General features: G+C 72.3%; 13 protein-coding genes. 4 read left to right on the top strand and 9 right to left on the bottom strand.

Annotated elements, in window-relative coordinates:
• Positions 1 to 21: 21 nt before the first annotated feature.
• A complete protein-coding gene (gene map, locus IO30_RS0131760) occupies positions 22 to 879 on the bottom strand; it encodes a type I methionyl aminopeptidase (RefSeq protein ID WP_031148753.1) in 858 nt (285 codons plus the stop codon).
• Positions 880 to 950: 71 nt separating this feature from the next.
• On the opposite strand from map, the gene IO30_RS0131755 reads away from it, so the two are divergent.
• Positions 951 to 1,205: a hypothetical protein gene (locus IO30_RS0131755; RefSeq protein ID WP_031148751.1), complete on the top strand. Its 255-nt coding sequence runs from the start codon at positions 951 to 953 to the stop codon at positions 1,203 to 1,205.
• Positions 1,206 to 1,220: 15 nt separating this feature from the next.
• Here the strand turns inward: IO30_RS0131755 and IO30_RS0131750 are convergent, their stop codons facing one another.
• Positions 1,221 to 1,829 carry a hypothetical protein gene (locus IO30_RS0131750; protein WP_031148749.1) on the bottom strand — a complete coding sequence of 203 codons (609 nt, stop codon included), beginning with the start codon at positions 1,827 to 1,829 and terminating at the stop codon, positions 1,221 to 1,223.
• A gap of 124 nt (positions 1,830 to 1,953) precedes the next feature.
• On the opposite strand from IO30_RS0131750, the gene npdG reads away from it, so the two are divergent.
• Complete coding sequence (gene npdG, locus IO30_RS0131745) at positions 1,954 to 2,673, top strand: NADPH-dependent F420 reductase (protein ID WP_031148747.1); 720 nt, start codon at positions 1,954 to 1,956, stop codon at positions 2,671 to 2,673.
• A 57-nt stretch (positions 2,674 to 2,730) separates the two neighbouring features.
• Here the strand turns inward: npdG and IO30_RS0131740 are convergent, their stop codons facing one another.
• On the bottom strand, positions 2,731 to 4,761 hold the full coding sequence (locus IO30_RS0131740; protein ID WP_031148745.1) for a TerD family protein: 2,031 nt from the start codon (positions 4,759 to 4,761) through the stop codon (positions 2,731 to 2,733).
• A 181-nt stretch (positions 4,762 to 4,942) separates the two neighbouring features.
• On the opposite strand from IO30_RS0131740, the gene IO30_RS0131735 reads away from it, so the two are divergent.
• The gene (locus IO30_RS0131735) at positions 4,943 to 5,137 is read left to right on the top strand and encodes a hypothetical protein (RefSeq protein WP_031148743.1); all 195 of its coding nucleotides are present in this window, start codon (positions 4,943 to 4,945) and stop codon (positions 5,135 to 5,137) included.
• Here the strand turns inward: IO30_RS0131735 and IO30_RS0131730 are convergent.
• Positions 5,134 to 5,937: a site-2 protease family protein gene (locus IO30_RS0131730; RefSeq protein ID WP_031148741.1), complete on the bottom strand. Its 804-nt coding sequence runs from the start codon at positions 5,935 to 5,937 to the stop codon at positions 5,134 to 5,136. The two genes, IO30_RS0131735 and IO30_RS0131730, sit on opposite strands and share 4 nt — an antisense overlap.
• Before the next feature lie 73 nt (positions 5,938 to 6,010).
• Here IO30_RS0131730 and IO30_RS0131725 point away from each other — a divergent pair, with 73 nt between their 5' ends.
• The gene (locus IO30_RS0131725; RefSeq protein WP_031148739.1) at positions 6,011 to 9,631 is read left to right on the top strand and encodes an AfsR/SARP family transcriptional regulator; all 3,621 of its coding nucleotides are present in this window, start codon (positions 6,011 to 6,013) and stop codon (positions 9,629 to 9,631) included.
• 21 nt (positions 9,632 to 9,652) lie between these two features.
• On the opposite strand, the gene IO30_RS42330 is transcribed toward IO30_RS0131725, so the two are convergent.
• The 5 genes from IO30_RS42330 to IO30_RS0131700 all read right to left on the bottom strand — a co-directional run bounded on the left by IO30_RS42330 (position 9,653) and on the right by IO30_RS0131700 (position 13,198).
• Positions 9,653 to 10,435 carry an SAM-dependent methyltransferase gene (locus IO30_RS42330; RefSeq protein WP_157853410.1) on the bottom strand — a complete coding sequence of 261 codons (783 nt, stop codon included), beginning with the start codon at positions 10,433 to 10,435 and terminating at the stop codon, positions 9,653 to 9,655.
• 31 nt (positions 10,436 to 10,466) lie between these two features.
• Positions 10,467 to 11,444 (bottom strand): hypothetical protein, encoded by a 978-nt coding sequence (locus IO30_RS0131715; RefSeq protein WP_031148735.1) that lies wholly within the window; start codon positions 11,442 to 11,444, stop codon positions 10,467 to 10,469.
• The gene (locus tag IO30_RS0131710) at positions 11,426 to 11,995 is read right to left on the bottom strand and encodes a flavoprotein (RefSeq protein WP_051859751.1); all 570 of its coding nucleotides are present in this window, start codon (positions 11,993 to 11,995) and stop codon (positions 11,426 to 11,428) included. The genes IO30_RS0131715 and IO30_RS0131710 overlap by 19 nt, the downstream gene beginning before the upstream one ends.
• A gap of 67 nt (positions 11,996 to 12,062) precedes the next feature.
• On the bottom strand, positions 12,063 to 12,200 hold the full coding sequence (locus tag IO30_RS45690) for a hypothetical protein (RefSeq protein WP_157853409.1): 138 nt from the start codon (positions 12,198 to 12,200) through the stop codon (positions 12,063 to 12,065).
• Positions 12,201 to 12,241: 41 nt separating this feature from the next.
• The gene (locus tag IO30_RS0131700; protein WP_051902689.1) at positions 12,242 to 13,198 is read right to left on the bottom strand and encodes a T3SS effector HopA1 family protein; all 957 of its coding nucleotides are present in this window, start codon (positions 13,196 to 13,198) and stop codon (positions 12,242 to 12,244) included.
• Positions 13,199 to 13,200: the final 2 nt, after the last annotated feature.

Genomic DNA, 13,200 nt, shown 5'->3' with positions numbered 1-13,200 from the left:
CCCGCCGTGCTCCGGCGACGGCTACGGCAGGGTCAGGATCTCCGCCCCGCTGTCGGTCACCACCAGCGTGTGCTCGAACTGCGCCGTGCGCTTGCGGTCCTTCGTGACGACCGTCCAGCCGTCCGCCCACATGTCGTACTCGTGGGTGCCCAGGGTCAGCATCGGCTCGATGGTGAAGGTCATCCCGGGCTCGATGACCGTGGTCGCGTGCGGGCTGTCGTAGTGCGGGACGATCAGGCCGGAGTGGAAGGACGAATTGATGCCGTGCCCGGTGAAGTCCCGGACCACGCCGTAGCCGAAACGCTTCGCGTACGACTCGATGACCCGGCCGATGATGTTGATCTGACGGCCCGGCCTGACCGCCTTGATCGCCCGGTTCAGCGCCTCACGGGTGCGCTCCACCAGCAGCCGCGACTCCTCGTCCACCTCCCCGCACAGGTAGGTGGCGTTGTTGTCACCGTGGACCCCGCCGATGTACGCGGTCACGTCGAGGTTCACGATGTCGCCGTCGCGCAGGACGGTCGAGTCGGGGATGCCGTGACAGATGACCTCGTTGACCGAGGAGCACAGGGACTTGGGGAACCCCCGGTAGCCCAGCGTCGACGGGTAGGCGCCGTGGTCGCACATGTAGTCGTGGGCGACCCGGTCCAGCTCGTCGGTGGTCACCCCCGGGGCGATGAGCTTGGCGGCCTCTTCCATCGCCTGGGCGGCGATCCGGCCGGCGATGCGCATGGCTTCGATGGTCTCCGCCGACTGCACCTCCGGACCGGTGTAGGGAGTGGGCGCGGGCTTGCCCACGTACTCGGGCCGGCGGATGTTTCCGGGAACGGAACGGGCGGGAGAGAGCTCGCCTGGTACGAGCAGCGACTGACCGGACATGCAAGCGAGTGTATCCAGCGGGGATGGGGCAAGCTGGCGACAGAGAGCGGTACGAGAGGAGCCTGACGACGATGGCCCTGTTCAAGAAGCGACAGGTGGGCAAGCCGGGCGAGTGGTACTACTGCCTGGTCCACAACAAGGTCGAAGAGGGCCCCGAGTGCCCGGCGAAGGACCGGTTCGGCCCGTACGGCACGCCGGAGGAGGCGGCCCACGCCATGGAGACGGCGCAGGAACGCAACCTCGAATGGCAGAACGACCCCAAGTGGAACGACAAGTCCCGCGAAGGGGACGAAGGCAGCACCGACACCGGCACAGCCTTGCCGTAGCGGCCGCGGCCGCCGCTACCAGCGGCTGCCGGGAGGGGGCGCGGTCAGCTGGTCGGCCAGCCGCGCCAGCCGGTCCCGGAACCGGCGCGGCCCGCGCTGCACCGGCAGGCCGTTCTCCCCGGCCGCCGCGCTGACCAGGTGCTGCACCGTGTCCAGGTCCAGCTCGGCCACCCCGTCCGCCACCGACAGCGCATCGTGCGCCAACGTCCGCAGATCCGGGTCCCCGCCGTCCAGGGACAGCACGGTCGCACCCGACCGCCGGGCGTCGTGCACCCGCTCCAGCAGCCCCGCCCCGGGCTGCTCAGGGGCCACCACCAGCAGGGTGTGCCCGCGCCCGGCCGCCGCCAGCCGCCCCAGCCCCACCGACAGGTGCGGCGGCTCCCCGGGCCGTACCCGGTGACGCACCAGCGTGGGCGCCAGCTCCGGCAGCCCCGACCAGGCGGCCTCGTCCACCAGGTGCGCCGCCATGTGCCAGGGCTCGTACTGCTCCGTGCCCACCAGCAGCAGCTTCCCGCCGGCCGGTACGACGGAACGCCGCAGCGAGCCCGCGAAACGCCGTGCGGCGCCGGGCCATTGCGTACCGGCGAGCACCTCGCGCAGCAGCGCGACCCTCACGGCATCCATATCGGCATCCTGCACCATGGAAGGGACATACGGGAGCGCTTCCCCGCAGCTGCCCCCCGCCCGGCCCCGGACCCGTGGCCGACGGCCGTTCGACTCTGCGGGTCCCGGGGTTACCCTCGCCCCCATGACCTCCACAGACAGCACTCAGACGCCGCCGGCCGCCAAGGCGCCGGCCAAGGATCCGTGGGACCTGCCCGACGTCTCCGGCCTCGTCGTCGGCGTCCTCGGCGGCACCGGCGACCAGGGCCGCGGCCTGGCCTACCGGCTCGCCCGGGCCGGCCAGAAGGTGATCATCGGCTCCCGGGCCGCGGACCGCGCCCGCGCCGCCGCCGAGGAACTGGGCCTCGGCGTGGAAGGCGCGGACAACTCCGAATGCGCCCGCCGCAGCGACATCGTCATCATCGCGGTGCCCTGGGAGGGCCACGCCAAGACCCTCGAAGCGCTGCGCGAGGACCTCGCGGGCAAGCTCGTGATCGACTGCGTCAACCCGCTCGGCTTCGACAAGCAGGGCGCCTACGCCCTCCAGGTCGAGGAGGGCAGCGCGGCCCAGCAGGCCGCGGCCCTGCTCCCCGACTCCCGCGTCACCGCCGCGTTCCACCACCTCTCGGCGGTCCTGCTCCAGGACGAGTCGATCGACGAGATCGACACCGACGTGATGGTCCTCGGCGAGGTCCGCGCGGACACCGACCTGGTCCAGGCCCTGGCCGCCCGCATCCCGGGCATGCGCGGAGTGTTCGCGGGCCGCCTGCGCAACGCCCACCAGGTCGAGTCCCTGGTCGCCAACCTGATCTCCACCAACCGCCGCTACAAGGCCCACGCGGGCCTGCGCGTCACGGACGTCTGACGCGGCGCCCGTCCGGCTCCCCGGCCCACCGGCCCGGACCGCCGGACGGGCTTCCGTTCAGCCCCGCCGTCCCGCCCGCGCCGCCCCGGCGATCCCCAGGTGCACCACCACCGAGTGGTAGAAGCGGTCCACGGCGTCGTCGACGCTGCGGATGAACCCGGATTCCGTGTTGCCGCGGGTGTTGCCCATCCCCTTGATGAGGGACAGCCGGAATCCCGTGAGCGGGGCGCCGTCCCTGGGCAGCAGGTCGCCCGGCTCGGGGCGCAGCCGCTCCAGGGTGCCGCGCGGCCCGTTCTGTTCCTCCACGAGGCTCTCCACGTGCAGATCGGCCGGGGCGTCGCCGAGCATCCGTACCAGCCGCTTCGCCGTGGCCAGGGGGGAGGCGCCTTCCGGGGCCGGGACGTCGACGGACGCACGCAGCTTTCCCGTCCGCAGGTCGGCTGTCACGGCGATCACGACGCTGGCCCCGTCGACCCGCAGCTCCGCCGAGAGCTTGCCCTGCGCGCACAGCTTCTCGGCCGCCGTGGCGCGGCGGGCCCCCGGATCGCTGCCCCGCCGGGCACGCTGCACCGGCAGGGCCTTCTGCCCCAGCTCGCCGCCGAGGCGCAGGCAGACCTGGCGGATGAGCCGCTCCCAGCTCTCCACGACGTCCACGGCGCGGGGGTCGCCGGTGCTGAGGGTCTCGTCCTCGATGCCCCTGCGTACGGGTACCCAGGCGGGACCCATGTTCTGGAATCCGTGGCACCCGGAATTCTCGTGCTGGAGGTACTCCAGCAACTCCTGGAGCAGCCATGCGTGCGCTGCGTTGCCCACGCCCTCGTGGCGGATCAGCATCTGGGCCTGGTGCGTCACCTCGGCCCACGAGAGGTGCCACAGGCTGACCTTGTGCTTGCGCCGTCCGTCGGTCTTGACGTCCACCATGGCGGCGCCCTCGAGCGCCACGTCGTTGGAGAGCGTGATCACGGCCTCGTAGCCGCGGCGCGCGGCGATGTCCACGTACTGCTGGACCTGCTCGGCTTTGAGCGGGTTGCCGTTCGTCTTGGTCTCCACGAGCGCGGTCCACAGCTTCCCCGCGCGTTCCACCCGGATCACGCCGTCCGGCCGCTTCGGGGTGTCACCGTGGGGGAGGGGCACCTCGGTGAACGTCTGCATCCGCCCGGCGGGGGCGCCGAAGGCCGCGGTGAGGCGGCGCCCCAGCTCCGGCACCTGCTCCATGACCGACAGCAGCACCGAGGTCGCGCGCACCTCGCGCTCCCGGTCGCTCTTGAGCGAGGGGACGGGGAACAGCCGCGCCGGGTGCCAGGAGTCGTTCTCGGCGAGCGACTTCTTGACCACCTTCGGCAGGGTGACTTTCTTCTTGGTCGTCCGGGGGCTCCGGCCGCGGGTCTGGGCCGGGACGGCGGCGCTTGCGGCGGGCAGCGGGGCCGCAGCGGCCGACGCGGCGGCAAAGGGAGCGGCCGCAGCCTGCGCCGTACCCAGCCCGGGCGCGGTTGCGGGATCCGTACCGGCCCCGGCCTCCGCGGCTGGTACGGACTCGTCGGCCTCCTCAAGAACGGCGATGCCGAAGTCAGTGGCGAGGCCGGCCAGCCCGGTCTCGTAGCCCTGCCCGACAGCGCGGAACTTCCACTCGTCACCCCGGCGGTACAGCTCACCGAAGATGAACGCCGTCTCCACACCCGCGTCGTCGATGGAGTACCCGACGAGTGGTTCGCCGGACCGGTCGGCGACGGTCATCCGCAAGTCGTCCAGGTCCCCGAACCGGGCGCCGCCGTACTGGCTGGCCGCGACCACGATCCTGGCGACGTCCTGGGGCACCGCCGACAGGTCCAGGCTGATGCGGTCCTCGTCACCGCTGCCGGTCGGCGTCTTGCCCAGCAGCTGCACGCTGCCGTCGGCCGCGGCCGGGTTGTTGTAGAAGTAGAAGTCGTTCTCGCCGCGGACCTTGCCGTCCTGGTCCAGGAGCAATACGGAGACGTCGGCGTCGCCGGCTCCGGAGGCGCTGCTCCAGCCCAGACTGACGACCACAGCACCGACGTCCTCGCTCAAGGCGGTGAGGCTGACGTTCGCGCCCTTTGAGATGTCCCGCATCTTCCCCCCAGTTGCCCGGCCTCGTTCCCGCGGGAACCGTAGCGCCGTACCGGCCGAAAGATCAGGCAAAGGCGAAAAAGTGGGATCCGGCCCGTGGTCCGTTTCCTTACGGGAGCACTGCGGGGCATGGGGGACACTGGAGGGGATCGACGCCGTTCAGTGTTCCCGAGGAGCTCTCCCCATGCCCCGCCTTGCCGTCTTCGCCATCGTCTGCTGCGTCCTCGCCCTGGCCGCCGCCGTGGTCGCCTTCGTGGAGGGCAGCTTCCTCGGTATCGTCTGGGTCCTGCTGGCCGGCCTCACGTCCAACATGGCCTGGTACTACCTGCGCAAGGCCAAGGCCGACAAGGCCGCCGCGGCCGCGCGGCAGGCGTCCTAGTCCTCGGCGACGGCGCAGAAGAACGCGGGATCGCCGCGCCAGAAGCTGTACAGCTCGCGGCCGCAGTACGCCTCCGTCTCGGGCACGCCCAGGGAGTTCAGCAGGCCGTACACCGCGTCGAAGAAGAACGCGTTGATGCCGGGGATCCACAGCAGCGCGAAGACGGCGAGCAGCCCGAACGGCGCCAGCGGCTCCACCTGCCGGCGCACCCCGTACGGCAGCCAGGGCTCGATCACCCCGTAGCCGTCCAGGCCCGGCACCGGGAGGAAGTTCAAGATCGCAGCCGAGACCTGGAGCAGCGCCAGGAAGGCGAGCGCGAGGCGGAACGGCATGGGCACCCCGTCCAGGGCGTCCAGCCAGAACGGCGCCGTGCAGACGACGGCGAAGGCCACGTTGGTCAGCGGGCCCGCCGCCGAGATCAGGCTGTGCTTCCAGCGGCCCCGGATCCGGTCGCGCTCGATGTACACGGCGCCGCCGGGCAGGCCCAGCCCGCCGAGGATCACGAAGACCACCGGCAGGACGATGCTGAGCAGGGCGTGCGTGTACTTGAGCGGATTCAGCGTCAGGTAGCCCTTGGCGCCCACCGTCAGGTCGCCGCCGTGCAGGGCGGTGCGGGCGTGCGCGTACTCGTGCAGGCAGAGGGAGACGACCCAGGCCGAGGTGACGAAGAGGAACACGGCGAGCCCCGTGCTCGTCGCGTACCCGGTCCACACGGCCCATCCGGTCACCGCCATGACGGCGACGATGCCGAGGAACACGGAACTGATGCGCCGCTCGCTGCGGCCGCCCTGATGACCCATGCGGCGAAACCTATCCCGGGAGTCCGCCGGAAATGAGGTCGGGTCGAAGACCGGGTCCGGTGACAATGGGCCGGTGCGTTACGCGATCCTCGGTACCACCCAGGCCATCCGCGACGACGGGAGCACCGTCGCCGTCGGCGGAGCGCGCCTGCGTGCGCTCCTGACGGCGCTCGCGCTGCGGCCGGGCCGGGCGGTCCCCGCGCACCTGCTCGTCGCCGAGGTGTGGGACGGTGACCCGCCGGCCGAGGCGGTGGCCGCCCTGCACGCGCTGGTCGCCCGGCTGCGGCGGGCCCTCGGGCACGCGGCCGTACGTTCCGCGGAGGGCGGCTACCTGCTGGCCGCCGAGCGCGAGGACGTCGACGTGTACCGCTTCGAGCGCCTGGCCCTGGCTGGGCACGCCGCGCTGGACCAAGGGGACCCCGCCAAGGCGGGCACCCTCTACGAGGATGCGCTCGCGCTGTGGCGCGGGCCCGCGTTGGCGGACCTCCCCGACCCGGCCGCGGAGTCCGCGCGCTGGGAGGCCGTACGGGACGAGGCGCACCGGGGCCTGCTCGGCGCGGCCCTGGCCCTGGGCCGGGCCGAGCGCGTCCTGCCGGAGCTGACCGCGTTGTGCGCGCGGCAGCCGCTGGACGAGGCCCTGCAGGCCCTGCGCATCAGGGCGCTGCGCGACGCGGGCCGCCCGGCGGAGGCGCTGGCCGCCTACGAGGCCGTCCGCCGCGAGCTGGCCGACCGCCTGGGCACGGACCCCGGACCGGCCCTGCGGGCCCTGCACGCCGAACTGCTGTCCCCGAGCCCGAGCCCGGGACCGGACCGCGGCGGCAACGGCCCCGGCCACGGGCCCGGCCCCGGATACGGCCTCGGCTCCGGCCCCGGATACGGCCTCGGCTCCGGCCACGGGCCCGGCCTCGGCTCCGGCCACGGCTCCGGCACCGGCCACGGGCCCGGCCCCGGATACGGCCTCGGGCCCGGCCACGGCTCCGGCCACGGCTCCGGCCATGGCCTCGACTCCGGCCTCGGCTCCGGCCATGGCCTCGACTCCGGACAGGGCCACGGCCCCGGCCCCGGATACGGCCTCGGCTCCGGCCCCGGCCACGATGCCGCCGCCTCTGCTGCCGCTCCTGCCTCCGCCGTGGCCGGGCCGGGGAATCTGCGGGCCCGGCTGACCACCTTCGTCGGCCGGGAGGAGGACATCCGGGTCATCGGCGACGACCTGGCGCGGGCCCGGCTCGTCACGCTGCTCGGGCCCGGCGGCGCGGGCAAGACCCGGCTGTCGCAGGAGGCCGCCGAGGCACACGCCGGCACCGCCTGGCCCGACGGGGTGTGGATGGTGGAACTGGCCCCCGTCGACGACCCCGAGGACGTGGCCGAGGCCGCGCTCGCCGCCCTCGGCGCGCGCGAGACCAAGCTGCGCGCAGGCTCCGCCGAGGAACTGCGCGCCCTGACCGACCGCGGCGGCTCCGACCCTCTCGACCGGCTCACCGAGCACTGTGCGCGACGGCACCTGCTGCTGCTCCTGGACAACTGCGAGCACGTCATCGGCGCCGCCGCCGAGCTCGCCGAACGCCTCCTCACGCACTGCCCCGGCGTACAGGTCCTGGCCACCAGCCGCGAACCCCTCGGCGTGCCGGGGGAGTCCCTGCGCCCGGTGGAGCCGCTGCCCGACCCGGTCGCGCTGCGCCTCCTCGGGGACCGCGGGGCCGCCGCCCGGCCCGGCTTCAGCACGGCGGACGACCCGGCCGCCGCGGCCGAGATCTGCCGCCGCCTGGACGGGCTGCCGCTGGCCATCGAGCTGGCCGCGGCCCGGCTGCGGCTGCTCACCCCGCGCCAGATCGCCGACCGGCTCGACGACCGCTTCCGGCTCCTGACCAGCGGGGCCCGTACGGTCCTGCCCCGGCAGCAGACCCTGCGGGCCGTCGTCGACTGGTCCTGGGACCTGCTCGACGAGGCCGAACGCACCGTCCTGCGCCGCCTCTCCGTCTTCGCCGGCGGCTGCGACCTCGCCGCCGCCGAGGCCGTCTGCGCGCACGCGCCCCACGCCCTGCCCGGCCTGCCCGGACTCCCGGACCTCCCCGACGTCGCCGACGTCCTCGGCTCCCTCGTCGACAAGTCCCTCGTGGTCGCCGCCCCCGGCCCCGACGGCTCCGGCATGCGCTACCGGCTGCTGGAGACGGTCGGCGAGTACGCCGGCGAGCGCCTCGCCGAGACCGAAGGGGACCGCGTCGCCACCGAGCGCCGCCACCTCGTCCACTACCGCGAACTCGCCCGCACCACCGAACCCCTGCTGCGCGGCCACGGCCAGCGGGCGGCCGCCGACCGTCTCGCCACCGAGTACGAGAACCTGCGCACCGCCCTGCGCCGCGCCGTGGCCGCCCGCGACGTCGACGAGGTGCTGTGCCTGGTCCACTCCCTGGGCTGGTACTGGCACATGCACGACCTGCGCGCCGAGTCCCGGCACTGGTCCGTGGCCGCCGCGGCGCTGGGCCCCAACCCCTTCGCCCCGCCCCTGGTCCCCGCGGAGCCCGTGTACGAGCGGCTCGTCGACTCGCCCCCGCCCTACTCCGGCGAAGTGCTCACCGAGGCCTGGCGCGCCGTCCACCTGGTGCAGCTGGCCTCCCGGGACCAGACCAGCGAGACCTGGAACAGCCCCGAAGCCCGCGCCCAGGTCGAGGGCGTGCTCGCCGTCTACCGGCCCGGACTCCCGCAGACCTGCCGGACCCCCGGTTCCCTGTGGATCTACGCCGTCATGATCGCGGGCGACCCCGGGCTGCTCAAACGGGTCATCGACGACACCGTCGACACCGCCCGCGGGCTGGGCTACCGCTGGGAGCTGGCCTCCGCGCTCCAGCTCCGCGCCAACGTCCTGGCCAACCGCGCCGACTGGGCGGGCGACGCGGCCCGCGACGCCGACGAGAGCCTGGCCCTCTTCCGCGAGCTCGGCGACGCGTGGGGCTGCGCCGAGGCCCTCTCGGCGCGCGCCGAGTCCCGGGAGAAGCGCGGAGAGTACGCCCTCGCCGCCCAGGACTACGGCGAGGCGATCGAGTACGCCGAACGCCTGGGCGCCAAGGCCCAAGTGACGGTGATGCGGGTACGCATGGCCGGCGCCCTTGTCGAGAACGGCCAGGCGGCGCAGGCGGAGGCGATCCTCACCGAGGTCCTCGCCTCCGCGGAGCGGTACGGCAACGAGGCCATGCCGGCCTGCCGCATGTTCCTCGCGGGCATCCTCGGCCGCAGCGGCCGCTTCGCCGAGGCCCGCGCCCAGATCAAGGCGCTGCGCGAGGAGTTCTCTCTCGGGGCGTACGCGGTCTTCGATGTGTTCCTGCTCGGCATCGTGGGCTGGCTGGACAATCAGGAGGGCCGCCACGAGGATGCGCTCACCCTCGTTCGGGAGGCGATGGACGCCTCCCAGGACCCCCTGGCGCTGATGGTCGCCCCGCACCTGCCCGCCGTGTTCCTCCTGACGGCCGCCGTCGCTCTCGCCGGGCCCGGTGGCCTTCGCCGGCCGGCCGACGCGGCGAGACTTCTGGGCGCCTATCGCGCCCACCTGCCCCCCGGGCACGTCCAGGTTTCCACCGAACGCGCGGACGCCGCCTTCGCCGAGGAAAGGGCGCGGGCGGAGCTGGGCGACACCGCGTACGAGAGCGCGTTCGTCGAAGGCGGCGGCCTCACCCTCCAAGAGGCCATCGCCCTCGTCTGATCCGCGCCGCGGCGCGGGGCATCAGTCCACGGACTCCGCCACGACGAGTTCCCGCGTGGCGAACGGCGTGGGAGCCCCGGTGTCCTGCGCCTGCGGATCCCGGTGCCGGCGCTTTACCGCCAGCCCGTGTCCGGCAAGCTGCGCCGCGAGGTCATCGACGGTGTCGACCCTGAACCGGAAGCCGGTCAGGTGCCGCTGTGTCCGTCCGCTCCCGTCGATGATCTCCGCGTACATGTTGGTGAACTGGACGCGCTCCTCGGGAACCCGCCGCGTGGAGACGAGGACGAAGCCGCCACGCTCCCCCAGCGTGACCGGCAGCGTGATGGTCTGCTCCGCCGCGGCCTCGCCCGTCGGTACCGGGGTGTGATCGAAGACGATGCGCCCGCCAGGGCTCAGATGGCGGCGGACGACATCGAGGAAGGCTTTACGTGCCTCTCCCTCGAACAGGGTGATGCTGAGACCGGCGATCACGATCGTGCTGAAGGTGCGCCCGAGGTCGAGCCCGGTGACGTCGGCCTGAATCCACGTCACCGACCCGGAGACGCCGCGTTGCGCGGCGAGCCTTTCCGCAGCCGCCAACTGGAGGGTGGAGAGATCGACCGCCGTCACGCGCCGGCCGGCGCGAGCGAAGGCGACGGCCGTTCGCCCGCCCCCGCAGCACAGGTCGAGGACATCGCCGTCCGAGGGCCCGGCATGCTCGAGGAACCAGTCCGCGTCTCTGTCGGAGGCGCTGACGAGCTTGGTGTAGAAGGCTCCGAGGATGCCCTCGAACGGCGGGCTGACCGTGGTGTGCGGGAGGCCCATGGCATGGATCCCGGCGACGGCCCCGAACAGATCAGCTGAGACGGGCATGCTTTTCGCTACTTCCTGGGTGGGACGGTGGTGTGATTTCCATACGCGCGAGGGTGTGATTTCCGGAACTGTCGACGAGTTCCGGCATTTCCTCGATGTAGGAGTCGAGTGGGCCTGTTCCGAAGAAACTCGCGTAGTCGATGACGTGCATGAGCCTTCGCAGCACGATGCAGCGTCCCAGGACCTCTCGGTCCAGTACGGGGAGAAGGGGCTTCAGGAAGGACCGTGCGTGGCAGCCGATGGTCTCGGCATATGCCGTGTTGCCATTGCGCATGCTCACGTCGGACAGTTCCGCCAGCTCTCCGAGCAGCCACCCGGCGTCGTATTCGACGGGGCCGCGCGCGATGCTTTCGCCGTAGAGAATCGCCGTGGAGCCGTCCCGCTGGGGAAATACCGCGGCCAGGGACAGCTCGCCGTGCAGGGCGATGTGGGCCGGGTGTGCGCGGGCGATGGAATCGGCCCACGCGCGCAATTCCCCCATGCGCTTCGAACCGATGGAGGCCAGGAGACGACCATGGAGATCCCTGCTCGCGCCCGGACCCGTGGCCGACGCGAGCCAGCGTGAGATCTGGACCGAGCCGAGCGGCGGTGGCGCCGAGCCGGCGACCGGTTGCGCCGCGGCGCGTTCACGTACCGCAGCGCCGGCCTCGGCGAGGGAAGCGCACAGGGCCCCGTGGGGCCGCGTTTCCCGGCTCGCGCCGGTGACGATCAGCTCGGCTGCCGAGGCCGCCGCCGCGATCTTGTAGGTGAAGGTGTTGCCGCTACGGCGCAGGGCACGGAGCCAGATCCCGGGTACGCCGTCGGGGGGAGCGCCGGTGGACGCGTACATGCGTGTGCGGTGCCACAGGAACGCGCCGTCGGACGGATCGATCCGGGTGCGCAGTTTCGGCGTGCCGAAAGAGCGCGAGGGAGAGGGCGGAGACGGCTTGTCCGGGCTGTCCGTCACGGTGTCCGGGGCCATATCCGCTGGACTTCCTTCCAGGCCTCGGGGAAGGCGGCCGGTGCTCCGGGCGTCGCCGTTCCGGTGGCCACGCTCGGGCCGCTTGATGTGGGCAGCACGGTGACGCCCCGTCGGGTCGCCAGTGCGGCCAGGTGCCCGTTCACCACATCGTTGTCCACGCAGCCTGCCGGCAGGGAGGGGGCCACGACCACGGGAGCCCGCGTGCACTGCAGCATCAGGAGGCCTGGGGTGTCGGCCAGCCCCAGGGAGAACCTGGAGACGAAGTGGGTCGTCGCCGGGTAGACGAGGACGACGTCGGGCCATGCGGCCAGCTCCAGGTGCGGGGGGCCGCCGCGGTCGTCGAAGGCATCCCACTGGTCGATCCGGGTCTCGCAGTCACCGATGACGCGAAGGGCGCGGTCGGAAACGAACCGTGAGGCGCTGTGCGTGAGGAGGATCCGGAGTTCCAGCTCCGGTGCCACGGCGCGCAGCCAGGTGACGTAGGCCGGCAGCAGGGCAACGCCGATGGCGCCGGTTCCGTAGAGGAGGAGCCGCTGCTTCGTTTCGGACATCGAGGGGCCTCCGGAGGGGGCGGCGGGGGTGGTTCCGTATCGGGCCACCCCCGCCCTGGTTCAGCTGTCAGCAGTGGAGGGAGAGCGTGGTGATGACCGCCGTCGGCGTCACCTGGAGCTCGTGGTCCGGAATGGTGAGGTCGGCCGCCTCGTCCGCGGAGACATAGGTGGCGTAGCCCTCGAAGAGCTCGGTTGCGGCGTCCATGGCTGTTCCTCTTTCGGGATGGTCCCGTCCGGGTGACGGGATCAGGATGGTGTGTTCGAGAGTTCGAGCTGTGGAGAATCGACGTTCCGGTGGATGTTCTGCGGATCGACGAAAGCCTTCTCCAGGTGCTCGCGCGCGGTTCTTTCGAACCGGCCGTCCGGACTCGTCCGGAACTCGAAAATGGCATCAGTGATGACGGTGGCCCGGTGTTGACCGAAGCTCACGGGTGCTGATGCCACGGTTCTGGGCTCCCAGGCGAAAGCGATGCCGGGAGCAAGTGCTCGGGTGAAGAACGGCACGGATGGAGAGGGGCCCTGGCGGGATATCGCGTCCACGAGGCCCGAAAGGAGAGGCAGGCTGTCGGCGTCGAGGTAGATGACGACGGAATCCCGGCGCGCCAGAGACTTCGGATGGGATGCAGCCTTTGCCTGGTATCCGGCCCGCCGGTCTTCCAGATAACGCAAGGAGACGCCCCAGATGGCGACTGCGGTTTCCGGGGACCCCGCGTTGACGTAGACGCGCAGGACGGGCCCCCGCAGTGCGGGACCAGAGCTTCCCGTTACGGCGAAGAACCCGGGTGACACGGCCGGACGGCGGGAGGCCACGTCGAAGACGGCGGTCTCCCCTCGGCCCCGGGGCTCCCCCGCCGCCGCGGGGAACCTCACCCGCACTCCGTTCAGTTCGGCAACGGTCCACGCCGGGGTCCGCCCAACGACGGTTCCGATGACCTCGCTCCTCATGTGGGGCACCTGCTGGGAGTACTCCTCGACGAGCGCGGGGTCTGGACCGCCGGACCATCGGGTGCCCGCTTCGGACCCGGGGAGTTCGAGACCGACGTGGAACGTCTCGTACACGGCCTGCCAGACCTTCGTGCGCAGGGCCCGCTCGCTGTCCGCCGTCAGAATCCTGTGGCCTACGAGTGCCTCCCGCAGGTCGGCGGACAGCTCGACGCTCTGCCATACGCGGACGACCCGGGGGTCTAGCGTTTCGTGGGTCATGG

Origin of the sequence: Streptomyces xanthophaeus (assembly GCF_000725805.1) — a bacterium.
GTDB classification, from domain to species: domain Bacteria; phylum Actinomycetota; class Actinomycetes; order Streptomycetales; family Streptomycetaceae; genus Streptomyces; species Streptomyces xanthophaeus.
The sequence above is the reverse complement of the archived record's forward strand: the minus strand, read 5'-3'. Positions and strand labels throughout refer to the sequence as shown.